This is a genomic window from Amycolatopsis sp. NBC_01488 (assembly GCF_036227105.1).
Lineage (GTDB): Bacteria > Actinomycetota > Actinomycetes > Mycobacteriales > Pseudonocardiaceae > Amycolatopsis.
The window spans coordinates 7715893-7739947 of sequence record NZ_CP109434.1; the positions used below are offsets into that span (position 1 = coordinate 7715893).

The following is a 24055-nucleotide window of genomic DNA, read 5'->3' on the forward strand; positions in this document are numbered from 1 at the left end:
CCCGGCACTTTCGGAGTGAAAGTGCCGGGGCCTTCGTGGTCCGAACCGAAAGGAGAAGCATGCGCACGAAACTCGGGTCGCTCGCCGCGGCGGCGGCCGTGCTCGCCGGTGTCCTGCTGCCGGCCGCCCCCGCCGCCGCCGAATCCAACGGTGGCGTGCGGGTCATGCCGCTGGGCGACTCCATCACCGAAGGCACCCAGGTCCCCGGCGGCTACCGGATCGGGCTCTGGCAGCGGCTCACCGCGGGCGGCTACCAGGTCGACTTCGTCGGCTCGCAGTCCAACGGACCGGCGAGTCTCGGCGACCACGACCACGAAGGACACCCCGGCTGGCGCATCGACCAGATCGACGCGAACATCGTGTCCTGGCTGCGCACGACTACGCCGCACACCGTCCTGCTGCACATCGGCACCAACGACATCCTGCAGAACTACGACGTCGCCGGTGCGCCCGGCCGCCTGTCCGGGCTGATCGACCACATCACGGCGACCGCACCGGACGCCGAGGTCTTCGTCGCCCAGATCATCCCGCTCGCCAACGCGGGCCAAGACTCCGCGGCCCGCACGTTCAACACCGCGATCCCCGGCATCGTGCAGAACAAGCAGAACGCGGGCAAGCACGTGCACCTGGTGGACATGCACTCCGCGCTGACCGCCGCCGACCTGACCGACGGCGTCCACCCCACGGCCGCGGGCTACGACAAGATGGCCGCGACGTGGTTCACGGCGCTGCGGTCGGTCGCCGGGAGCATCGGTACCCCGGGGACCTCGCAGGCCAAGCAGCTCGTCGGCACGCAGTCGGGCCGCTGCGCGGACGCGTCCCCGGCCGCGAACGGCACCCAGCTGCAGCTGCAGGACTGCGGCGGCCAGACCGGCCAGGCGTGGACGGTGTCCGGCAAGCAGCTGACCGTCGCCGGGTCGAAGTGCCTGGACGCCTCCGGCCAGGGCACGGCCAACGGCACTGCGGTGATCGTCTGGGACTGCCACGGCCAGGCCAACCAGCAGTGGACCGTGAACGCGAACGGCACGATCACCGGCGTCCAGTCGAAACTCTGCCTCGACGCGAGCGGGCAGGGCACCGCCAACGGCACCAAGCTCGTCCTGTGGGCCTGCAACGGCCAGGCGAATCAGCAGTGGATCCTGCGCTGACGCTCAGCGCCCCGCTTCCCGGATCGGTCGGTTCGGGAAGCGGGGCGCCGGTCGTCAGCCGCAGGCCTTGCCGTTCACCGTGAAGGCCGCCGGGTTCGCGTTGGTCCCGGTGTAGCTGCCGGTGAAGCCGATCCAGACCGACTTGCCCGGCGCCACCGCGGCGTTCCACGGCAGCGCCGCGGCGGTCACGTCCCGGCCGGACTGGGACCACGTCGCCGACCAGCCCTGCGTCACCTTCTGGGTCCCTGGGAAGGCGAACTTCAGGGTCCAGGCCGGCCACACCGTGGTGCCGGTGTTGGTGACGTTCAGCGCGGCCGTGAAGCCGCCGTTCCAGGTGTTCGCCGTGTACGTCACCGTGCAACCGCCCACGGCGGACGTCGTGAAGCGCGCGGCGGGCGAGTCCGGACCGGCCAGGCCTGCGCCGTTGTGCGCCACCACGACCACGGAGTAGGCGGTCGACGGCGTGAGGCCGGTCAACGTCGCCGTCGTCCCGGTCACCGTGGCGAGCACCGTGCGGGTGGTTCCGTCGACACGGACCACGTCGTAGCCCCTGACCCCGCTCTCCGGATCCGCGGCCGCCGGCCACGTCACCGTCGCGCCGGTGGCGGACACCGCGGACACGACCGGCTGGCCGGCGGCGGACGGGGCGGTCGTGTCCACTCCGGACGGTGACTTCTCCGCGGTCCAGTTCGCCAGCCACGCCAGCGCCGAGTTCCAGTTGATCGCGACCTCGTTGACCGAGTACGCCTGGATGTCGTCCACGAAGCAGCGCTGAGGCGCGCAGCCCGCCAGCAACCGGGCCGCGGTCGGGTCCTGCAGACCGCTGTTGGGGCCGCCGGACAGCGCGCCGGGCGGGGCGATCGGCAGCGACGGGTCCAGCTCGTGCGCCCAGAACCGGTGGTGGACGTTCTGCACCGGCTGGGTGCCGTGGCCGGCGACGTACGAGTAGTTCGCGGGGTTGCGGCCCAGCAGGTAGTCCATCGCCTGGAACGCGCCGTCGCGGTACTTGTCCTGCTTGGTGAAGTCGTAGGCCAGGGCGAGCACCACGCCGTTGTTGGCCACCAGGCCGTTGGAACCCCACTCGTACGTGCCGTCGGCCGTGCGGTAGGGCGCCGGGTAGCCCATGGTCCGCATCTGCGCCAGGTGGCTGTCGGCGGTCGTGGTGATCGCCGTCCGGATCGCCGCGACGTCCGCCGCGGGCAGGTCGGTGGGCACCAGGGCGAGCGTGATGTCGCCGAGCGCGCCCGTCGAGCCCCAGTCGAAGCCGTGGGTGGTGAAGCTGACGCCGCGGTAGAGCGGAGAACCGGTGACGTCAGTGCGGTAGGTGCTCTTCCCGGTGGTCGTGTACAGCTCCGCGGCCGCCCAGTAGAACTCGTCGGTCACGGTGTTGTCGCTGTAGGTGCCGCCGCCCGTGCCGTCGTTCGGGTCGGCGAGCACGTTCGGATTGGCCTTCGCTGCCGCATAAGCCTTTTCGGCCGCGGCCAGCAGCTTCGCCGAGTACGCCGCGTCGATGGTCCGCCACAGCCGGGACGCCTGAGCCGCGACCGCGGCCAGGTTGAGCGTGGCCGCCGTGCTCGGCGGGGACAGCCGCCGCGCCTGGGCGTCCTGGTCGGGCCGGGTGGGCAGGGCCGTCCACTGCTCGTCGTGGATCTTGTGGTGCGCCATGCCCGCGTTCGGCTTGCCGTCCGGCACCTGCATTTCGAGCAGGAAGTCGACCTCCCAGCGGGCTTCGTCGAGGATGTCGGGCACGCCGTTGGCCCGTTCCGGGATCGCCAGCTTCCCGTCGCCGAGGGCACTCGCGTCGCCCATCCGCAGCGCCCGCTCGTACTCGTCGAGCAGCTCCCACGCGGCGATGCCGCCGTTGACCACGTACTTGCCCTGGTCGCCGGCGTCGTACCAGCCGCCGCGCACGTCGAGCGTGTAGCCGCAGTTCAGGTCCGACCGGCACGGAACGTTGTCGTCACCCTGGTTCGGTGCGACGTTCAGGTGACCCGCCGGCCGCGCGCGGTCGGCCCCGACGTACTGGGCGTCGATCGCGATCCCGCTGCGCTGGTTGTAGAAGAACGCGAGCGCGTCGTAGCGGAGTTTCTTCCGCGCGTCGGGCGAGATGGCGAACGGGAAGCTGGTCTGGCCGCCGGCGGTCAGCGTGTAGCGGGTGCCTGGGGTGGTGTAGGCGGAGAAGTCGATCTCGTGCACGTTCGCACCGGATGGAGCGTCCGCACCCTTCGGCGTCGTCTGCCCGGTGGCCACGGCGGTGCCCGCGGAGTTCTTGAGCGTCCAGGCAACCGGGGTGGTGGAGTCGCTGACCAGGGTGGCCCGTTCGGGCACGCCGGGCACGTAGCCGTCCTGGTCCACCTGGATGCCGCTGATCGGCTGCTGGCCGCCCGGCGGGAGCACGCCGCCGGTCAGGGAGATGTTGTCCAGGCAGATGGTGTTGTCGGCGGCCTGGCCGCCGAACCAGAAGGCCAGCTGGCCGTTGTCACCGTTCGGAAAGTCCAAAGTGGACGTGAAGGTGACCGAGAAGTGTTGCGTCGCCGGGGTGACGGTCAGATCGTTGCGCGCGATCTGCCGGTACGGCGACACGGCTTCCCCGGCGACGGCGGAGATCTGCTGGCTGGTCTTCGCGTGCGCGTCGAAGGTCAGGGTGTACTGCTGTCCGGTCTCGTAGGGCACGCCGTTCTGGCCGACCAGGGCGTCGTAGCCATTGGCCGTGCCGCCGGTGACGTCGGTGCAGAACTCCCCGTTCGCGACCCGGCCGCTGGTGCCCGCCCCGGCCCACCACGGATCGAGGGTGCCGCTGGAGAACGAGCCGTTGAGCAGCCGCTCGTAGTCCGTGGCGGCCGCGGGTCCGGCCCCGGCCGCCACGCCAAGCACCACCACGGCCAGCAACGTCAAGCCCCGGCGAAACTTTCGTACCCGCATGCACCGTCTCCTCGTCGTCGCCGATGGTCGTTCGCGGGCGAAGTCCGGTCGCCGCGGGGCCTGGGAACGCTCCCAGTACCGGAATGAAACCATTCCAGCCCGCGCTTTGGCAATCGACGAAAGGCAGCCTCGTGACGGAAGCGGAAAATTGATCACGGCCAGACCCTTTGCCGCGTGCTTTCACTGTGGTTACATCGGATGGCGTCACGCTGAGAGCGTTCCCAGAGCGCTGACCACGACGAAGTGGAGACGGCACGATGAAGCTCAGGCACACCCTTTCCGCGCTGGCGCTGGCCGCGGCCGGCCTCGCGGTCCCCATCGTCAACGCGCCGGCCGCGCACGCGGACACGCTGATCTGCGACCAGTACGGCTCGACCACGATCGGCGGCCGGTACGTCGTCATGAACAACCGCTGGGGCAGCAGCGCGCAGCAGTGCATCACCGTCACCGGCAGCGGGTTCCGCATCCAGACCCAGCAGGGCTCGACCAGTGGCGGCGCACCGCTGTCGTACCCGGCCATCTACGTCGGCTGCCACTACAGCAACTGCTCCCCCGGCACGAACCTGCCCCGGCAGCTCAGCCGGATCGGCAGCGCCCCGTCCTCGATCTCGTACAACTACGTCGGCGGTTCGGTCTTCGACGCCTCCTACGACATCTGGATGGACCCGACGGCGAAGACCACCGGGGTCAACCAGATGGAACTGATGATCTGGCTCAACCACACCGGAAACGTCCAGCCGGTCGGCGGCAAGGTCGGCACCGTCAGCCTCGGTGGCCGGAACTGGGACGTGTGGCAGGGCAACAACGGCGGCAACGACGTCCTGTCCTACGTGGCCCAGTCCCCGACGGCGAACTACTCGTTCAACGTCATGGACTTCGTGAACAACGTCGACGCCCGCACCCGCGTCGACCGCTCCTGGTACCTGACCAGCATCCAAGCCGGCTTCGAGCCGTGGAGCGGCGGCGTCGGGCTCGCGGTCAACTCCTTCTCCACGAGCGTCAACTAGCAGCACCCGCGAGGGGGTCTTCCACCCGGAAGCCCCCCTTCGTCGTCTCAGGACCCGCCGCAGCTCACCACCGTCGGCGTGCCGGACCCGGTGGCCTGGAAGCCGAACTCCGTGTACTGGCCGGTCGCGAGGTGGCCGTTGTAGGCCACGTTGGACCAGCCGTCGCCGCTGTGCTGGACGTTCCACGCGTTGGTCACCGAAGCGCCCGGCGGCAGGTTGAGCGTCACCGTCCACGAGTTCAGGTCCGCCGAACCGGCGGTCACCCGCACGGTCGCCACGAACCCGCCGTTCCACGCGTTCATCGAGACCGTCGCCGAACACGCGCCAGGCGGCGGTGCGCTCGTCGTGGTCGTGGGGGTCGTGGTCGGGGTCGTCGGCGTCGTGGAGACCGGCGGTGCACCGTTGAGCGCGTCGAGCACGCTGGTGTACGCGGCCTTCTTGGTGCCGTTCCCGTCGAACAGGAGCGGGTTCTCCCCCGAGCGCCAGGAATCGCTGTCCCGGATGCCCCAGGTGGTGATGCCGGTGCACCGCGGCACGTTCAGGCACGCGCGGGTGGTGGCGGCGTAGGCACTGGGGGACGCCTGGGCGATGTCCAGTTCGGTGAGCTGCACGTCCACGCCGAGGGCGGCGAAGTTGCTCAGCGTCGTCTGGAAGTTCCCCGGCGGGCCCCCCGCGCCGAAGTGCGCCTGGAAGCCGACGCAGTCGATCGGGACGCCGCGGGACTTGAAGTCCTGCACCATCCGGTAGACGCCCTGCGTCTTGGCCGCCGACCAGTCTTCGATGTTGTAGTCGTTGTAGCAGAGCTTGGCCCCGGGATCGGCGGCGCGTGCGGTGCGGAAGGCCACTTCGATCCAGTCGTTGCCGGTCCGCTGCAGGTTGGAGTCGCGGCGGCCACCGGACCCGCCGTCGGCGAAGGCTTCGTTCACCACGTCCCAGGCGTAGATCTTCCCGCGGTAGTGCCCGGCGACCTGGGTGATGTGGTTCAGCAGGGCAGACCGCAGCGGGGCGCCCTCCATGCTCTGCATCCAGCCGGGTTCCTGCTGGTACCAGGCGAGGTTGTGCCCGCGTATCCGCATGCCCGCGCTCAGCGCGTGGTTGACGATGCGGTCGGCGTTGCCGTAGCTGAACTGGCCCTGCTGCGGCTCGGTGGCGTCCGACTTCATCTCGTTCTCGGGCGTCACCATGGTGAACTCCCGGTCCAAAATGGACGTGTAAGTGGCGTCGGAGAGCTTGAAGGCGGCGACGGCGGTGCCGAAGTAGCGCCCGCTCTGCGCGGCGGACGCGCCGAGCGTGGTCGCCGCGCTGGCGGTGTGGGCGGTGAGCACCACGGCGCCCACCGCGACCACCGAGACGGTGGCCGCGGCCGCGGCGCGAAGTGCTGGTATCGAAGACGAGGTCATGTTCGGACACTTTCGGGATTCGGGTGGTGCTCCGGCGGTGCGAGATCGACCGGAACCGGGAAGCGGCTGCCCCCGCTGCATTCCGAGAGCGCTCCCAGTCCGGGTGACGCGCACACGGTAGCCACGCGAACCGGCTCGGTCAACGCCGTGAGCTGCGACGCAGCCCGCGACCGGCGGCGAACCCGGCGAAGCAGCGGAAGCCGGGCCCGCGCCGGAGCACGGCCCCGTGAAACTTTCACCTCGCCGGGCCCGTCCGCGGGCGAGATCGCGGCAATGTTCGCGCAGCTCACCGGCAGAGTGCCGGCAGCGCCTCCCTCGCCGACACGCTCGAGGGCCGCGTCAGGGAGCTCGCAGACGCTCAAACCGTCGTGCTCGGCTTCCCGGGTGAAGGTCTGGACGAGGTGGCTGTCCTGGCCGGCTACAACGGATCGCTGTGAGCGGCGCTGCTGATCACCAAGGCCGCGCCGGTCGACCGGCTGAGGACCACCGGCTCCGCCGCTCCCGTCGGCGTGTCCGCCGTGCTTTCCTATCCCTGCCAGGGTGTGGTTGCCACCTCAGGCGGTTGCCGATACTGGGGACATGGAAGCGAAACGACGGCTCGGCGAGTTCCTCCGGACCCGCCGCGCCGACCTGCGGCCCGACGACGTCGGCCTGGCCACCTACGGGGACCGCCGTCGCGTGCCGGGGCTGCGCCGCGAGGAACTGGCGCGCCTCGCCGGGGTGAGCGCGTCGTACTACTCGCGGCTCGAGCAGGGCCAGTCGGCCAACGCCTCCCCCGAAGTGCTCGACGCCATCGCGCGGGCCCTGCGGCTCGACGACACCGAACGCGCCTACCTCCACGAGCTCGCGACCGGCGCCCGGAGCCGGGTCCCGCGACGGCGTCCCGCCCCAGAGCGGCTCACCCTCGCCGTGCGGCAGCTCCTGACCGCCCTGGGCGACGTCCCGGCGATCGTGCTCGGCCGGCGCGGCGACGTCCTGGCGTGGAACCCCGCCGGGCACGCCCTGTTCGCGGGACACCTGCCGCCGGACGCCCCGGACCGGCCGGGCGAGCGTCCGAACATGGCGCGGCTGGTGTTCCTCGACCCGCACACCCGTGAGCTGTACGCCGACTGGCCCGCCAAAGCCCGTGCGGTGGTGGCGACGCTGAGGATGGCGTCCGGGCGCCACCCGGACGACCCGCTGCTGGCCACCCTGGTCGGGGACCTGTCGGTCCGGAGCCCGGACTTCCCGGCGCTGTGGGCGAACCAGCGGGTCAAGGCCGGCGGCGACGCGGTCTACGAGATGCGCCACCCCCTCGTGGGCACGATGGCGGTCACGCAGCAGGCGCTGCGGACCGAGCAGGACCAGCACGTCGTCGTCGCCACGACGGAGCCCGGGTCACCGTCGCACGCGGCGATGACCTTGCTGACCCACGCCGCCGCCACCACGCGCGCGGTGCGCCACAACGCGCCTGCGCACGACTAGAAACTCCCCACCCAAGCCAGGCACTCAAGAGAGTGCCGGACCGAGCGCGCCCAAAAAACGCGCAGGAAACGATCGAGAGAGAAATGTCCAAGAAGATCCTGACCACCGCCCTCGGGCTCGGCCTCGCCTCGGCCCTCGGGGCCGCACCCGCCACCGCCGCCGAACCGGCGCACCCGGCTCCGTCCCGGGTCGCCGTCCACTTCGGACTCGCGGCGGGGCAGCTGCCGGAAAACGTCGCGCTGGCACCCGATGGCACCGCCTACGTCACGTTCGCGGCCGCCCGCCAGGTCGCCTCGGTGACGCCGCAGGGCGTGATCCGCGTCCTGGCCACCCTGCCGGCCCCGCCCGACGGCGGGGCGGCGACCCCGGTGCTGAAGTTCGCCCTGACCACCGGCATCGTCCGCCTCGGCGACGGCACGCTGTACTTCCTCTACGCCAGCGGCGACGCGGGGACCACCGGCCTGTACCGGCTCCCGCCTGGCGGCACCCCGCAGCGCGTCGCGGCCCTGCCCGCCACCGGGTTGCCGAACGGGCTGGCCCTCGACGAACGCGGCCGCGCCTTCTACATCACCGACTCCGTGCTCGGCGTCGTCTTCCGCGTCCCACTCGGCGGCGGCACGGTGACGACCTGGTCGTCGGCGCCGGAGCTGGCGTCGACCGGTTTCCTCGGCGCCAACGGCGTGAAGGTGCACCGCGGCGCGGTCTGGATCACCAACCTCGACCGGGGCACCCTGCTGCGGATCCCGCTGCGGCCGGGGCCGGTCGCGGTCCGGGCCACCGGGCTGGCCGGCATCGACGACATCGCCTTCACCGGCGACGGGGACGAGGTGCTCGCCGCGCTCAACGGCCCGAACACGGTGGTGCGGATCGCCGCCGACGGGCGGGCGAGCACCGTCCTGACCGCCGCCGACGGGCTGCAGAACCCCACCTCGGTCGCCGTGCGCGGCACCACCGTGTACGTCTTCAGCGCCGCGTACACCACTCAGACCGATCCGAACCTGATCCTGACCCCGCGGCCGCGCTGCTGAACCCGGCCCGGCCGGTCTCGAGCCGGTCAGCCCGGCCCGAGACCGGCCGACAGAGGCGATCCGGTCACCCGGCCACAGCGCCGGTCCACCGGCACGTCCTCGCCGGCGGCACTCAGCCGAGTCGTGCCTTCACGAACTCCGCCGCCCGGTCGAGCGCTGCCGCGGCTTCGTCGAGGAGCCCGGCATAGCCCTGGAACACGTGCGGGACGCCCGGTACGACCTCGAGCGTGACCGCGACCTCGGCCATGGCGGCCCGCGCCGCGAGCCGGAGCGCGTCGCTGAGCAGGATCTCGTGCGATCCCCCCTGGATCAACAGCGGCGGCAGGCCACCGAGATCGCCGAAGATCGGGCTGATCAACGGGTCGGCGGCGTCGGCACCGGCGACGTACTCCGGAGCCCGGACGCGCAGTCCTTCGGGGGTCAGGATCGGGTCGAGCGACGGCCGTTCGGTCACCGTCTCGCCGGACAGCGTCAGGTCGGCGTACGGCGACATCAGGACCGCACCGGACGGCAGCGGCAGTCCGGCCTCCTTCGCCGCGAGGAGGGTAGCCACCGCCAGCCCACCTCCCGCCGAATCGCCGGCGAGCACGATCCGACCGGGGTCCACGCCTCGTGCGAGCAGTCCCTGGTAGGCGGCGAGCGCGTCTTCGACGGCGGCCGGATACGGGTGTTCGGGAGCGAGCCGGTAGTCGAGGGTGACGGCGGTGCCACCCGTTCGCCGGACGAGCTCGCCCACCAGCGGGACCGAGGTCGCCGCCGAGCCGATGACGTAGACACCGCCGTGGAAGTAGAGGAGTGCGCCCCCGGGCTCGGTGCCCGGGACCGTGACCTCGATGCCGCCGACCCCGCCGATCTCCACCGGCTTCTGCAGCACGTCCGCCGGCACGGGGACCTGGGCCATCAAGGCGGTGAACGCGGCTCGCACCGACGCGACGTCGGCGGCCGTGTCGAACCCGCCCTGGCGCAGGATGGCGTCCAGCCGGCCCTGTTGTTCTTTGCTCATCGGCAGTTCTCTCCTCGAGCGTCGGGCCCGGCTCGGCGCAGTTCGACGAGCTCGAGCCCGAGGGCCTCGATCTGGGCGAGGACACCGAACATCGCGGACCGGTCTTCGAGCACGCCGGTGAGGACGGTCTCGGTGCCGGTCAGCTCGGCCGCCATCATGGGGAAGGCGGACAGCGCGGTCGCTCCGAGCCGTCCCCGGATCCGGATCGTGTACACCCTCTGCGGCGCGGCCACTCCGTGATCGTGCGCCCTGGCCTGGTGAATCGGCGACGCCGGAATCCGGCGATCCGGCCGGCTGCTACTTCGGTGAAACTCGGCGTGACAGGAGCCGCAGCTCCCGGGCGCGCCGGACGGCGGCAGACCGGTCGCTCGCGCCGAGTTTGGCGTAGAGGTTGCGGATGTGGGTGTTGACCGTGTGGATCGACACGTGCAGATCGTGCGCGATCTCCGCCCGCGTCAGGTTCGTCGGAAGCAGTCCCAGGACGCGCAGCTCACTGGGGGTCAGATCGCCCGGGCGGGGAAGCGGCTCCTGGCCGGTGTTCGGCGGCGCCGCGCCGTTCAGCTGGTCGGCGATGTCGGTGCGCAGGGCACCGTGGGCCGTCTCGTGGTGCCGGAGCACGCCGAGCAACTCCGCGGCTTCGGTCAGGGCGAACGGGAAGATCAGCCGGTCGGGCTCGGCGGCCGCGAGGGCGGCCGCGGTGGCCGCCGCCGCGGCGTCCCGATCACCCAGCCGCAGATACGCGGTGCCGGCGAGCAGGTGCGCTTCGACGAGGGTGAACGATTCGACCGGGGGCCTGGCGTCCCGGACCGGCCGGAGTGCGTCCACCGCCATCCCGGGGTCCCCGTCCAGGAGGCCGATCCACGCTCGCGCGTTGGACAGGGCGCCCGTCCGCTCCGGTTCGGCGGAGAACCCGGCCAGCGTCGCGCGCGCTTCGGCCGGCATTCCCAGGCGGGCTTGCGTGGTGGCCAGCCAGCCGGCGATCCGGGGCGCGAGAGCATGCACACCGGTGAGCAGGGCCTGCGTCCGCGCGGCCGCCGTGAACGCCTCCAGCGCCGATCGCTGCTGCCCGCGACCGGCGTGCAGCATGCCGCCCGCCAAGTGCAGGAGCACCGCGATGGCGGGCTCGACGTGGGCGGAGCCGACCTCCCAGGCACGGTTCAGCCAGCGTTCCCCTTCGTCGAACTCACCCATCCAGATGGCCATGCCGCCGACGGCGCCCAGGGCGGGCGCGAGGATCGGCCGATCCGCCAGGCCATAATGTTCGGCCAGGGCCACCGCTTGGCGGCCGCGGTCACGTGCGGCCAGGACCGAGACCTGTTTCGACGGAAAGCCTTGGTGCGCCAGGCACGCGACTTCCAGGTAGGGCCGGCCCGTCCGGCGGGCGAGCGCGGCGCCGTCGGAGAGGTGCCGCTCGGCTTCGAGGAGCCGACCCGTCCACGTTTCGACGATCCCGAGGTTCAGCAGCGCGACCCCGTGCAGCTCACTTCCCATCGCGAACTGTTCGCTCGAGGTGTCCGCCACCGAGGCATCGAGCACCTCCACCTGCTCGATCACCTCGCTGAACCGGCCGCTGCGCCGGGCCACCGCCAGCCGGAGGGACGCGATCGCCACCGCCAGCCGGCCACGGCGCGCCGGCGGAGCGCTGGGGAGGCCGGCCTCGGCCAGCACCAGCTGAGCAGCCGCTTCCTGCGTCCGTCCCAGGTTCAGCTCCGCCGCCGCGTGGGCGAGCGCCAGGTCGGGATGATCGACCGAAGCGCCTTCGGGAAACGCCTGCAGGACAGCGCTGATCGTGCCCGCTTGCCCGTCGAGCACCCACCTGAACGAGTGATCCGCCACGAGCCGGGCGGCATCGGGCCAGTCGCCCGCGGCGATCGTGTGCCGCACCGCCTCGACGACGTCCCCTCGGTCGGCGAACCACCGCGCGGCCCGGCGGTGCAGACTGGGCACCTCGCCGGCGGACGTCCGGCGCAGCTCCAGGCGCAGGAAGTCCGCCAGGAGCTGGTGGTAGCGGAACCAGGTGCGCGCAGCGTCGAGCGAGACGACGAACGCGTTCGCTTCCTCCAGGGCCAGCAGCAGCTGCTCGGAACCCGAGCGGTCGGCCAGCAGGTCGGCCAGTTCGCCGTTCATCCGGTCGACCAGCGAGGTGCGCAGCAGCACGCGCTGCACCTCGCTCGGCTGGCGTTCGAGCATCTCGGCCATCAGGTACTCGCCGATGGCGCGGTCGGTCCCGGAGAACTCGGCCACGAAGCGCTCGGGCTGCGGGTGACCGCTCAGCGAGATCACCGCCAGGCGCAGGCCGGCCGCCCACCCTTCGGTGCGCTGGTGCAGCGCGGACACGCCTCGGCCGGACAACGTGATCGCGGAGCCGGCCAGCAGTTCGCGCGTCTCGTCCTCGGTGAACCGCAGATCACCGGCGCGGATCTCGGCAAGCGCGTCGGCCAGCCGGAGCTGGTGCAGCTTGATCGGCGGATCCCGGCGAGAGGACAGCACGACGCGCGCCGTGCCCGGCAGCTTCGCGAGAAACTGTTCGAGCTGTTCGACGACGTGCGCCGACTTCAGCTCGTGGAGGTCGTCGATGATCAGCACGACAGGTTCGGCATGGTCGGCGATCTCCGCCAGCACGCTCTCGATCACGTGGTCCACGTCGAGTGCCGCGTCGGCTGCCGTGCGCGCCGCGCCGCGGACGGCGTCGAGGACAGCACACCAGAACCGCTGATCGTCACGCTGGTCGCGCTCGACGGACACGAACACGACCCGGCGAAGCTTCCCGGCGTGGTCGGCCCACGCCCGCAACAGCGACGTCTTGCCACTCCCCGGAGGTGCCGAGACGACCGTCAAGCGTTTGGTCATGGCGCGGTCGAGCAGCCGAAGGAGATCTTTCCGGTCGAGCAGACCCCGCGTGCCCGTCATGGTGGCCTTCCAGCAAGCCCGGTCCGATACTACTGTCGAGCATCGCCCGCAGAAAGCCCTCCGCGGGCCGCCCCGGCATCACCGGAACCCGGCGATGCCACCTCACCCGCGCGACGGGGACGATTCGCCTTTCTCCTCCCATCCCGGAAGACAGGAGTTCGACATGAGCGACCCGCTCGATCGGAACACGAAGACCATCGCGGAGTTCCGGGCGAACGAGGGCAAGGTCGGCGGGGTCTTCGAGGGCGCTCCGCTGGTCCTGGTGCACCACCGCGGCCGCAAGAGCGGGCGGGAGTACGTCACCCCGATGATGTACCTCCCGCACGAGACCGAGCCGGACCTCGTCTACGTCTTCGCGACCATGGGCGGAGCGCCCGTCGACCCGGCCTGGTACCGCAACCTGACCGCCGCCGGTGCCGGCACTGTCGAACGCGGAACCGAGACGTACGACGTGACCGTCCGCGAGGTGACGGGCGGCGAACGCGACCGGATCTACGCCGAACAAGCACAGCGCTACCCGGGCTTCGCCGAGTACGAACGGCAAACCGACGGAATTCGCACGATTCCGGTGCTCGAACTCGGTCGTGTCCGGAGTTAGTCCGCTGCTATCGCGCGGTCATCGCGTCGGCGATGTTGTCCAGGATGCCGAGCTGGCCGAAGATGATCGTGCCTTCGGGGTAGCAGTCGAACCGCTTGATCTTGCCGTCCACGATTTCGAAGACGTCGCAGCACGGCGCGTCCATCTTGGTCCCGGTCGGCGGGAGCACGCCCATCGGCGTGGCGAGCGGGCCGGTCTGCGTGCCCTGCAAGGCAAGCTGGACCACGACGACGTTTCCGGCGACGTACACCTGGTACAGCTCGCGGTGCATGTCGGGGAACGCTTTCGCGTAGACCACGACCGTGTCGCCCAGCTCCTGCCCGCGGTAGGTGACGCCGATGGAGTTGTCGGTGAAGGTGCCGTCTTCGGTGAAGAGGGCGATCCACCCGGGAACGTCCTGCTCCTCGGCGACACGGTAGGCGTTGCGGACGACCTGTTCGGGATCGAAACCCATGGAAACTCCTGGATGCGCGAGGGGTGCTGAACCCAGGCTGCGCATCGGTCCGGTGAACCGGCGTCGCCGGATCCCGGTGATTCCGGTCGGCGGCCTCGGTGCGGTGTGGGTCAGGCGTGCGTCTCCGTTCGCCGGGCGGGAAAACTCCGCTGCAGCTCGGCACGCGCGTCGTCGTCGAGGACGACGTCTCCGGCACGGAGGTTCTCGGCCAGGTGGGCGCGCGTGCGGGTGCCCGGGATGAGCAGGACGTTCGGCGCGAGGTCGAGCAGCCACGCCAGCGCGACCTGCGTGGGCGTGGCCGCCAGCCTCGTCCCCAGCTCGGCGAGCACCGGGTTGTCGAGGATCCGCTGCCGTACGGCGAGCGGCCAGCCCAGCGGGCAGTACGGCACGAACGCGATGCCCCGCTGCGCGCATTCTTCGAGCACGTCGAGGGATCGCTGGTCCAGGAGGTGGAACAGGTTCTGCACGCAGACGACCTCGGTCTGCTCCAGTGCCCTGAGCAGGTGCTGCCGGGAGATGTTGCTGAGGCCGACGCCCTCGGCCAGTCCCTGTTCGCGCGCCTTCACGAGCGAGGCCAGCTGGGCGTCGAAGCCCCGGTCCGGCAGCGCGAACGGGTCCGGCACGCGCAGGTTGACCGCGGCCAGCCGGTCCAGGCCGAGCGCCCTCAGATTGTCTTCGATGCCCCGGTGCAGGTCGGCGGCGCGGGTGTCGTGGCCGACGGCCACCTTGCTGACGATCGCCAGGCCCGCCGGGTACGGGTGCAGCGCCTCGCGGATGAGGCCGTTCACCGTGCCCGACCCGTAGAACTGCGCCGTGTCGATGTGGTCGACCCGGCCGGCCACGGCGGCACACAGCACGCGGAGGGCCTCGTCGCGATCTCGCGGTGGCCCGGAGAATCCGTTCCCCGCGAGTTGCATGGCGCCGTAGCCGACCCGGCGGACGCGCCGGGAACCCAGCCCGAAGGTGCCGCCGGAGTCGACAGCCTCCGGCGAGGAACGATCGGCGGTTCGAGGGGACATGGGATCCTTCCGGGTTACGCGCAGGAGCACGCCACGCTCAGGGTCGCGGCGCGGCAGGTGAGCGGTCGCCACCGGATTCCGGCGATCCGCGATTAGGCTGGCCGCGTGTCCGACCTGATCGAGCGTCGTGACCTGGTCGCCGCGCTCGACCGCGCCGCCGGGAGCCGGGTCACGGTCGTTTCGGCGCCCGCCGGCAGCGGAAAGACGTCGCTGCTGCGCCTGTGGTGCGACCAGTACGGCCGGGGCCGGCGGATCGCCTTCATGTCGGTGCAGCCGGGGCAACACGACGCGCAGCTGTTCTGGCACACCTTGCTCGGCGCGGTGCACGCCGCCACCGGCGCGGACCGCGTGGAGCCGTCGACGACCCCCGGCTTCGACGGGCAGGCGATGGTGGACAAGGTGCTTTCGGCGATCGGCCCGTCCGGCGAGCCGATCTACCTCGTCATCGACGATCTGCACGAGCTGGGCTCGGCCGAGGCCGCCGACCGGCTCACGGCTCTGCTGACGCAGCTTCCGCCGCACGCGCACGTGATCGTCGCGACCCGCGGCGTCCCGCCGCTGCGCCTGCACCGGCTGCGGCTGGCCAGGGACCTGGCCGAGATCCGCGTCGCGCAGCTGCGCTTCACCGAAGCCGAAACCCGGGAACTCCTGGCCACGGCCCGGATCCCCCTGCGCGACGACGTGGCCGCCACCCTCCACCAGCGGACCGAGGGCTGGGCGGCCGGGCTGGGACTCGCGGTGCTCTCACTGGCCGGGCACCCGGACCCCGAACGGTTCGTGGCCGAGTTCTCCGGCAGCGACCGGACCGTCGCCGAGTACCTGATGGCCGAGCTGCTGGACCGTCAGCCGGCCGACGTGCGACGCCTGCTGCTGCGCACCTCGCTGCTGGACCGGGTCGACGGCGAGCTGGCGGACCTGCTCACCGGCGCGGCCGGGTCGGACCGGATCCTGCTGGAGCTCGAGGACGCGAACGCCTTCGTCGTCTCACTCGACGCCACTCGCACCTGGTTCCGCTACCACAACCTGTTCGCCGGGCTGCTGCGACTGGAGCTGCGCCGGACCCAGGCCGCCGAAATTCCGGCCCTGCACCGGCTCGCCGCGCGCTGGTTCGCGGAGCACGCGCTGCCCGCCGACGCCGTCCGGCACCTCCAGGCCGCCGGTGACTGGCCCGCGGCGGCCCGGCTGCTCGCCGACCATGCGCTCAGCATGACCCTCGACGGCCAAGGGGGCAGCGTGGCGGCCCTGCTGCGTGCCTTCCCGGCCGGGACCGGTGCGCGGTCCCCGGAGCTGGCCGTGGTGCACGCGATCGCCGACCTCGACCGGATGCACCTCGACGAGGCGGCGGCCCACCTGGCGATCGCGCGGTCCCACGCCGGCACGTCCGCGTCGCGGATGGTGATCACCGCACTGGACCTGCTGCTGGCCCGGCTGCGCGGCCACTTCTCCGCGGTCGTCGAGCAGGTGGAGGCGCTGCCGTCGCCGGTGACCGGCCGGTCGGACGCCGACATCGCGCTCGTGCGCGACCTGCAGGCCGTCGCCCTGCTGAACCTCGGCGTCACCGAGGCGTGGTCGATGCGGCTCGCCGAAGCCGAGCGTCACCTCTTGGACGGCGCCGCTCTCGCCCGGGACATCGGCCGGCCCTACCTCGAAGTGGCGTGCCTGGCCACCTCGGGTTCGCCTCCACGTTCCGGTCCTTCGCCCTGGCGCGGCGGCGCTGTGAAGAGGCGATCGCGCTGGCGGCCCACCACGGCTGGGAGGCCGAGCCCGTGATCGCGCCCGCGGCCGCGACGCTCGCCGGGATCTTCGCCGGGACGGGCGAGTTCGACCGGGGCGAGCAGTGGCTGGCGCGGGCCCAGCGCCTCACCCGGACCGAGGGCGAGCCCGGCACCCGGCTGCTGGTGCACCTGGTCGCCGGACTCCTCGCGGCGGCCCGCGGCCACCATCGCGAGGCGTTGCCCGAATTCGCCGCCGCGCGCCGGGTCCAGGCCGACATGGCGGGCGAGCACGCACTGAGCGCCCGGGTCACCGCGTGGCTGATCGCCACGCAGGCCCGTGGTGGGCTGATCGAAGAGGCGAAGGCGACCCTCGAGCACGCCGCGGGCGACGAGCTCGGCACCGCGGCGGCGGTCGTCCGGCTCGCCGAGGGCGATCCGGCCGGCGCTCGCGAGGAGTTGCGCACGGTTCCCGAGACCGCGTCCGTGCCGACCCGGATCGAGGCCCGGCTCGTGGCGGCGCTCGCCGGCTGGGAGCTGGGCGACAAGCGAGCGGCCGGAGCCCTGGTCGAAGACGCCTTGAACCTCGCGGAGCAGGACCGGCTGATCCTGCCGTTCGCGATGACCGGAGCAGGGGAACTGCTCGAGTCCCTGCGGGAGACGTCGCACGCCGCGCTCGTCGCCGACATCCTCGACGTCGTCCGCGGCGGCGCGCCCGCGAACCCGCTTCCCGCCGCAAAACTCAGTCCGAGCGAGCTACGGGTGCTGCGCTACCTGCCGACCAACCTCACCCGGCCCGAGATCGCCGGGCAGCTGTCGGTTTCGCTCAACACCGTCAACACGCACATCCGCCACATCTACGCGAAACTCGGCGCCACCGACCGGACGGCCGCCGTCCGGCGCGGCCGCGAACTGCGGCTGCTGGCTTCCGGCCGCGCCTGAACCATCGCGATCGCCCGGTGTCAGAGGACCCGCATGGTCCTGGCGATGGGCAGCCTGCGGATGCGGGTACCGGTGCCGGCCGCGATGGCGTTGGTCAGGGCGGGTGCGGCGGTGGGGACGCTGACCTCGCCGACGCCGGTCGGCGGCTCGCCCGACTCGATCAGGTGCACGTCGATCCGCGGTACCGACTGCATCCGCATGATCGGGTAGCGGTCGAAGTTCCGGGTGACGATCTCGCCGCCGCCGAGCACGACCTCACCCCACGCGGCGGCGCTCAGCGCGTAGATCAGGCCGCCTTCGACCTGCGCCCGGACCAGGTCCGGGTTGACGACGATGCCGCAGTCCAGCACGAACGTGACGCGCTCGACGCGGACGCGGTCGCGCCGGTCCAGGGAGATCTCGGTGACCTGGGCGCTGTGCGACAGGAAGCTGCTGGCGGCGATGCCCCGCGCCCGGCCTTCGGGCAGCGGGGTGCCCCAGCCGCCCAGCTCGGCGGCCAGCTCCAGCGCGTGCAAGGTGCGCGGATTCTCCGCCAGCAGGTCGCGGCGCAGGTCGACCTGGTCGCGCTCGGTGGCGATGGCGAGCTCGTCGAGCGCCGACTCGCGGGCGAACTCGGTGTGCGAGTTGCCGACCGACCGCCACACCATGATCGGCACGCCGGTCTCGACGACGCTGGTCTCCAGCTTGAAGTCCGCCACCGCGTACGGCGAGTTCACCGCGCCGCTGGTGGTCATGTAGTCGACGCCGTCGGTGAACAGGAAGTTCGCCACGACCGGCAGGGTGACCGAGGTCGGCTGGGCGGCGATCTGCTGGTGGAACGCGCGCACGCGACCGTCGGCGTCGGCTCCGGCGCGGACCCGGTGCACGGCCATCGCCCGGTACCGGCCGCTCTTGAACTCCTCCTCGCGCAGCGACTGGAGCTTGACCGGGTACTTCCAGTCCAGCGCCTTCGCGACCTGCACGGCCTCGCTGACCGGGTCGCGGCCGGACGAGCTGTGCAGGCCGAACGAACCGCCCGCGTACGGCACGTGCACCCGGACCCGGTCCTTCTCGACGCCGGCCGCGGCGGACGCCGCCATGCGGACGTATTCGGGTCCCTCGGTGCCCGCCCAGACCTCGAGAGTGCCGTCGTCGGCCATGCGGCACACGGCATTGTTCGGTTCCATCGGGGCGTGTGCGAGGTAGGGCAGCTCGTAGCTCGCGTCGACGACGTGCGCCGCCCGCGCGAGTGCGCCGTCGACGTCGCCGTCTTCCTTGACCACCAAGGCTTTCTCGCCGGACTCGAGCAGACGCCGGTGTTCGGCGAGGAGTTCCTCCGTGCTGCGCCGCTCGGCGTTCCGGTCGTCCCAGTCCACCCGCACCGCGCGGACGCCCCGCTGCGCGTCGTCGAACGTCTCGCCGACCACCGCGACACCCTCGTCGATCGGGATCACGGCGCTCACGCCGGGCAGGGCCAGCGCCGCGCCGTCGTCGATCGTGGCCACGGTGGCGCCGAACTTCGGCGGGTGCAGCACCACCGCGGTCACCATGCCGGGATGCGTGACGTCGATGGTGAACCGGGTCGTCCCGAGGATCTTCCCGGGAGCGTCGACCCGGAGCCGGCCTTCGCCGCCGATCAGCTTGTAGTGGGCCGGATCCTTCGGGCTGACGTCGTCCGGGACCGGCACCTGTTCCGCGCGGGCGGCCAGTTCGCCGATGCCGGCGCGTTTCCCACTCGGGTGGGTCAGCACGCCCGAGTCGATCTCGACCTCGTCGGCCGGCACCTGCCACACCTGCGCCGCGGCCGCCACCAGCCGGGCCCGCGCCTGCGCGGCGGCCAAGCGGTACCGGGCCCAGTACCCGACGGTCGACGTGGACGCACCGGTGAGCTGGAGGAATCCGCCGCCGGCGGGAGTCGCGTAGACGTCTCCCCCGGCGTTGCCGCCGTTCGCCGCGTTGACCACCCGGACCGACGCGAAGTCCGCGTCCAGTTCCTCGGCCACGATCGTCGCCAGCCCGGTGTGGGCGCCCTGGCCCATCTCGATCTGGTTCGAGAAGGCGACAACGGTCCCGTCCTCGTGGACGCGCACGTACGGATGGACCGGGTCGGCGAGTTCCTCCGGCGTCAGCCGCGGCGCCTCCACCTCCCCGGCAGCGGCCACCTGTTCCGGAGCGTCGCCGGCGGCCAGTGCCTCGGCCGCCGCGCCGATCGCCTTCCGGATCCGCGGATACGTGCCGCACCGGCACAGGTTCCCGTTCATCCAGCGGCCGATCGCCGCGTCGTCCGGCGCCGGGTCGGCCGTCAGCAGCGCGGTGGCGGCCAGCGTCTGGCCGGGCTGGCAGTACCCGCACTGCACCACGTTGCCCCGGTGCCACGCGTCCCGGACGGCTTCGACGACCGGACCCGAAGCGCCTTCGACCGTGGTGATCGCCTTGCCGGCGGCGGTCCCGGCCGGCGTCTGGCACGCCTTCGTGTTGCGGCCGTCGATCAGCACCGTGCACGCGGCGCAGAACCCGATCCCGCAGCCGTACTTGGTTCCCGTCAACCCCAGCACGTCGCGCAGCACCCACAACAGCGGGCTGGTCGCGAACCGGTCGTCCACGTCGACATCGGCGCCGTTCACCTTCAGCTTCACGAGAATCTCCTGGGCGGTACGTCCACATCGGACTGAAGTGGAGGCCGGTGCCCGGTCAGGCGGGCATGCCGGCGTCGATCCACCGCTGCAGCTTGTCCACCTGCTCGGCGGGCCACGCGCCGTCGCACGGCATCTGCCCGCTGCGCAGCGATCCCACGATGGCGTCCGCCTTCTCGACGACGTCGTCGTAGTCGAACAAGTCGAAGCCGGCCAGCATCGCGTCACGGTCCTTCTGCCGGAACAGCGGCTTGATGTCCTGCTCGAAGCCGAGCTTGTCGCCGGGTGCCGTCATGTCACGTCCTCGCTTTCCGGTCAGACCACTTCGGGTGTGCCGAAAGGGCCGGCCGTCAGCCTCACGGTGAGGGAGGTGAGACGTCCTCACCGGAATCCGATGATTCGCTCCCCGGCCGGCCGAGAGCCGCCATGGCGGCGAAACGTGTCGCGTTGGTGGCCGGTGCGGGCCGCTGGGCCGGGTTCACGGTGGTCGGGATCGACCGCGGTGAAGCGGGCGTGGCGCCTGACCCTGGCCAACATCGTCGGCGTGCTGACCGGCCGCCGGGGTGGCCGGCCTCCAGGCAGGCGCGCAGCCACCCGAGACCGGCGACGACGCACGGGAGCAGTAGCCAGCCGAAGTCACGTCCCAGGTCGGTGTTCCCTTTTGAGTGATCCTGAGTGACAATGGTGGAATCTGAGTTTTTACAACGTTGTAAATCCCGCTGGGAGGGCTCGATGCGTGGGCGACCGTCTTGGAGAAGAGCCTGGCCGCGCCGAGTGGCCGGCATCGCCTTGCTCGGACTCGCCGCGCAGGTGGCGTTCCTCGGCGTAGCGGACGCAGTCGAGGACACCGCAGTGCCCCGGCCGGTGGCAGCCACCGCGGGAACGCATTTCCTCGACCATGCCTCCGACCTGGCGGGGTTCGCGGATCCCGCGTGGTACGAGGCGAACATCCCGTTCGTGGACCTCCCGGACGCCACGATGCAGAGCGTCTACTACTACCGGTGGCGCGTCTTCAAGGAACACCTGCGTTACACCAACCCCGCCGACGGCTGGATCTCGACGGAGTTCCTCGACTGCTGCGGGTATGCCGCGCCCTACCAGGCGATCAACGCGGCGACCGGACACCAGCTGACCGAAGGCCGCTGGCTGCGCGACCCGGGCTACGGCCAGGACTACCTCAAGTTCTGGCTCACCGGCCCGGGCGCGGGACCCAAGCCCGCCACCGATGGCGTCAACGCCGACACCACCGACTGGGCGCACGAGTACAGCGTCTGGCTGGCCACCTCCGCCTACGGCCAAGCCCAGGTGACCGGCGACTTCGCGCCGCTGCGCGAACTGCTCCCATCGCTCGTGCGCCAGTACCGCGGCTGGGACAAGCAGTTCACCGCCGACCTCGGCCTGTACTGGTCGGTGCCGGTGTGGGACGCCATGGAGTACTCCGCCTCCTCCTACGAGTCGTCCGACCCGTACCACGGCGGCGCCGGGTACCGCCCGACGCTCAACTCCTACCAGTACGGCGACGCCGTCGCGATCAGCCGCATCGCCGACTCGGTCGGCGACCACCAGCTCGCCACCGAGTACGCCCAGCGCGCCGCCGGGCTCAAGACCGCGCTGCAGAAATGGCTGTGGGACCCGCAACGCGGCTTCTACTACGCCAAGGCCCGCGACAACAACCCGAGCCACCGGCTGTCCGGCAGCCGAGAGCAGATCGGCTTCCTGCCGTGGATGTTCGGCGCCGCCCAGCCGGCCGACAGCTCGGCGTGGTCCCAGCTGCTCGACCCCGCCGGGTTCGCGAGCGCCTACGGCCCGACCACCACCGAGCGCCGCAGCCCGTCGTTCATGAAGGACGCCGGCGGCTGCTGTCGCTGGGACGGACCGAGCTGGCCCTTCGCCACCTCGCAGACCCTGACCGGCCTCGCCAACCTGCTCGACGACTACCCCGCGCAAGGCTCGGTGTCCAAAGAGGACTACGCCGCGGCGCTGGCCACCTACGCCCGGACCCAGACCAAGAACGGCAAACCCTACGTCGCCGAGGCGCACGACCCCGACCGCGACACCTGGATCTACGACGGCCAGAACCACAGCGAGGACTACAACCACTCGACCTACACCGACCTGGTCCTGTCCGGACTGATCGGCCTGCGCCCGCAAACCGGCGACACACTCGACGTCCGGCCACTCACACCGTCCACATGGGACCACTTCGCCGTCGAAAACGTGCCCTACCACGGACACGACGTCACCGTGCTGTGGGACCGCGACGGCAATCACTACGGCCAGGGCGCCGGGATGCGTCTCTACCTCGACGGACGGCTCGTCCAGAGCTCCGCCACGCTGCGGAACACCACCATCGACGTCGGCCGCGCCCTGCTCCCCCGCCCCGACGACTTGGTCAACGACGCCGCCAACCCGCTGCGCACCGGCTACCCGCGGCCGATCACGTCCTACACCTGGACCTACGACAACGCGTGGAACGCCCTCGACGGCAAGGTCTGGTACAACGAGGTTCCCGAAAACACGCGGTGGACCAACTACGCTTCGCCGAACTCGAACGACTTCTACGGCGTCGACTTCGGCGCACCCACCCCCGTCGGCGACATCCGCTGGCACGGCTACGACGACGGCGGCGGAGTCAAGCCCGCCGCGGCCTACGCCCTCCAGTACTGGACCGGCTCGGCCTGGCAGGAGATCCCCGGCCAAGTCCGCGAGCAGCCGAGCCCGGCGGGCAACGGCGTCAACCGCATCACCTTCCCCACCCTGACCACCAGCAAGGTCCGGCTGGTGTTCACCAACCCGCCCGGCGCGTTCGTCGGCGTCACCGAATTCCAGTCGTGGGCGCCCTCGAGCCCGGCCGCCCGGATCGCCGTCGCCCCGGCCAACGCCAACGGCGTCGTCACCGTCAGCCGCACCACACCGCTCACCGTCACGGTCCGCAACACGACGCCGTCCCCGCTCATCACCCCGCGAGTGAGCATCGCCGCGCCGGACGGCTGGTCGGTCACCCCGACCAGCCGGCCCCCGGCCACGATCCCGCCCGGCCAGACGCGGACGGCGACGTACACCTTGACCGCACCGCCGGACGCGCCACCGGGCAGCGCCGCGGCCCTGACCGCAACCGTGTCCTACCACGGTCCCGGCGGGCAGACGGAAACCACGCACCAGCACCAGAACCTCCAAGTCGCCCACCCGGCCGGGCAACGCGCCCCGGTCGGCGCGTGGACCCTCGACGAGGGCAGCGGCACCACTGCCCACGACAGCGCGGGAACCCACGACGCCACCACGACCGGCGCACCCGCCTGGGTCCCCGGCGTCAGCGGCACCGCCCTGCAGCTCGACGGTTCCGGCCAGTACGCGGAAACGAGCGCCCCCGTCGTCGACACCACCGGCAACTTCTCGGTCAGCGCGTGGGTCCGGCTCGACCACACCGGTTCCTGGGCCACCGCGGTCAGCCAGGACGGCGACCCCAGCAGCGGCTTCTACCTCCAGTACTCCGCGGCCGACGACCGCCTGGCGTTCTCAACCAGCGCCGGGCGCGCGCTGTCGAACCTCGCCCCCCAACCCGGGCGCTGGTACCAGCTGACCGGCGTCCACGACGCCGACGCCGGCACCTACGTCCTCTACGTCGACGGCGTCGCCCAGGCCAAGACCTGGAACCAACCCGTCGGAGACGCCGCAGCCGGCCCGCTGGCCATCGGCCGTGCCGTCTCCGGCGGCCACCACAGCGACTTCTGGCCCGGCAGCATCGACGACGTCACCGTGTGGAACCGCGTTCTGACCGCGGCCGACGTCGCCGGCCGCTATCAGCCGCCACGCTGAACGCCGCCGCAGATCCGTCG

17 protein-coding genes are annotated in these 24055 nt (G+C 71.6%); 8 read left to right on the top strand and 9 right to left on the bottom strand.

Going from position 1 to position 24055, the window contains the following annotated elements; all coding sequences use genetic code 11:
• Positions 1–59: 59 nt before the first annotated feature.
• Positions 60–1148 carry a ricin-type beta-trefoil lectin domain protein gene (locus OG738_RS36235; RefSeq protein ID WP_329047745.1) on the top strand — a complete coding sequence of 363 codons (1089 nt, stop codon included), beginning with the start codon at positions 60–62 and terminating at the stop codon, positions 1146–1148.
• A 54-nt stretch (positions 1149–1202) separates the two neighbouring features.
• Here OG738_RS36235 and OG738_RS36240 read toward each other — a convergent pair whose 3' ends face one another.
• A complete protein-coding gene (locus tag OG738_RS36240; RefSeq protein WP_329047746.1) occupies positions 1203–4070 on the bottom strand; it encodes a glycoside hydrolase family 9 protein in 2868 nt (955 codons plus the stop codon).
• 257 nt (positions 4071–4327) lie between these two features.
• On the opposite strand from OG738_RS36240, the gene OG738_RS36245 reads away from it, so the two are divergent.
• Positions 4328–5077 (top strand): GH12 family glycosyl hydrolase domain-containing protein, encoded by a 750-nt coding sequence (locus OG738_RS36245; protein WP_329047748.1) that lies wholly within the window; start codon positions 4328–4330, stop codon positions 5075–5077.
• A 47-nt stretch (positions 5078–5124) separates the two neighbouring features.
• Here the strand turns inward: OG738_RS36245 and OG738_RS36250 are convergent, their stop codons facing one another.
• Positions 5125–6477, bottom strand: a complete 1353-nt coding sequence (locus tag OG738_RS36250; protein ID WP_329047749.1) for an endo-1,4-beta-xylanase — start codon at positions 6475–6477, stop codon at positions 5125–5127.
• Between the two features lie 579 nt (positions 6478–7056).
• Here OG738_RS36250 and OG738_RS36255 point away from each other — a divergent pair.
• Both OG738_RS36255 and OG738_RS36260 read left to right on the top strand, forming a co-directional pair.
• A complete protein-coding gene (locus OG738_RS36255) occupies positions 7057–7941 on the top strand; it encodes a helix-turn-helix domain-containing protein (protein WP_329047751.1) in 885 nt (294 codons plus the stop codon).
• Between the two features lie 83 nt (positions 7942–8024).
• Positions 8025–8969, top strand: coding sequence for a hypothetical protein (locus OG738_RS36260; RefSeq protein ID WP_329047752.1), 945 nt, complete (start codon positions 8025–8027; stop codon positions 8967–8969).
• Positions 8970–9081: 112 nt separating this feature from the next.
• On the opposite strand, the gene OG738_RS36265 is transcribed toward OG738_RS36260, so the two are convergent.
• The 3 genes from OG738_RS36265 to OG738_RS36275 all read right to left on the bottom strand — a co-directional run bounded on the left by OG738_RS36265 (position 9082) and on the right by OG738_RS36275 (position 12882).
• Positions 9082–9972 (bottom strand): alpha/beta hydrolase, encoded by an 891-nt coding sequence (locus OG738_RS36265; RefSeq protein WP_329047754.1) that lies wholly within the window; start codon positions 9970–9972, stop codon positions 9082–9084.
• On the bottom strand, positions 9969–10205 hold the full coding sequence (locus tag OG738_RS36270; protein WP_329047756.1) for a hypothetical protein: 237 nt from the start codon (positions 10203–10205) through the stop codon (positions 9969–9971). The genes OG738_RS36265 and OG738_RS36270 overlap by 4 nt, the downstream gene beginning before the upstream one ends.
• A 64-nt stretch (positions 10206–10269) precedes the next feature.
• Positions 10270–12882 carry a LuxR C-terminal-related transcriptional regulator gene (locus OG738_RS36275; RefSeq protein ID WP_329047757.1) on the bottom strand — a complete coding sequence of 871 codons (2613 nt, stop codon included), beginning with the start codon at positions 12880–12882 and terminating at the stop codon, positions 10270–10272.
• A 163-nt stretch (positions 12883–13045) separates the two neighbouring features.
• On the opposite strand from OG738_RS36275, the gene OG738_RS36280 reads away from it, so the two are divergent.
• On the top strand, positions 13046–13480 hold the full coding sequence (locus OG738_RS36280) for a nitroreductase family deazaflavin-dependent oxidoreductase (protein ID WP_329047759.1): 435 nt from the start codon (positions 13046–13048) through the stop codon (positions 13478–13480).
• A 7-nt stretch (positions 13481–13487) separates the two neighbouring features.
• On the opposite strand, the gene OG738_RS36285 is transcribed toward OG738_RS36280, so the two are convergent.
• Both OG738_RS36285 and OG738_RS36290 read right to left on the bottom strand, forming a co-directional pair.
• Positions 13488–13934 carry a nuclear transport factor 2 family protein gene (locus OG738_RS36285; protein ID WP_329047760.1) on the bottom strand — a complete coding sequence of 149 codons (447 nt, stop codon included), beginning with the start codon at positions 13932–13934 and terminating at the stop codon, positions 13488–13490.
• A gap of 110 nt (positions 13935–14044) precedes the next feature.
• Entirely contained in the window at positions 14045–14953 is a 909-nt protein-coding gene (locus OG738_RS36290; protein ID WP_329047762.1) for an aldo/keto reductase, read from the bottom strand.
• Positions 14954–15058: 105 nt separating this feature from the next.
• On the opposite strand from OG738_RS36290, the gene OG738_RS36295 reads away from it, so the two are divergent.
• Positions 15059–16723 (top strand): AAA family ATPase, encoded by a 1665-nt coding sequence (locus OG738_RS36295; RefSeq protein WP_329047763.1) that lies wholly within the window; start codon positions 15059–15061, stop codon positions 16721–16723.
• Positions 16720–17607 (top strand): LuxR C-terminal-related transcriptional regulator, encoded by an 888-nt coding sequence (locus OG738_RS36300; RefSeq protein ID WP_329047765.1) that lies wholly within the window; start codon positions 16720–16722, stop codon positions 17605–17607. The genes OG738_RS36295 and OG738_RS36300 overlap by 4 nt, the downstream gene beginning before the upstream one ends.
• Before the next feature lie 20 nt (positions 17608–17627).
• Here the strand turns inward: OG738_RS36300 and OG738_RS36305 are convergent, their stop codons facing one another.
• Positions 17628–20222, bottom strand: coding sequence for a molybdopterin cofactor-binding domain-containing protein (locus OG738_RS36305; RefSeq protein ID WP_329047766.1), 2595 nt, complete (start codon positions 20220–20222; stop codon positions 17628–17630).
• Between the two features lie 55 nt (positions 20223–20277).
• Complete coding sequence (locus tag OG738_RS36310) at positions 20278–20514, bottom strand: hypothetical protein (protein ID WP_013228247.1); 237 nt, start codon at positions 20512–20514, stop codon at positions 20278–20280.
• A gap of 479 nt (positions 20515–20993) precedes the next feature.
• Between OG738_RS36310 and OG738_RS36315 the strand changes: the two genes are divergently transcribed.
• Positions 20994–24035, top strand: a complete 3042-nt coding sequence (locus OG738_RS36315) for an MGH1-like glycoside hydrolase domain-containing protein (protein WP_329047770.1) — start codon at positions 20994–20996, stop codon at positions 24033–24035.
• Positions 24036–24055 lie beyond the last annotated feature (20 nt).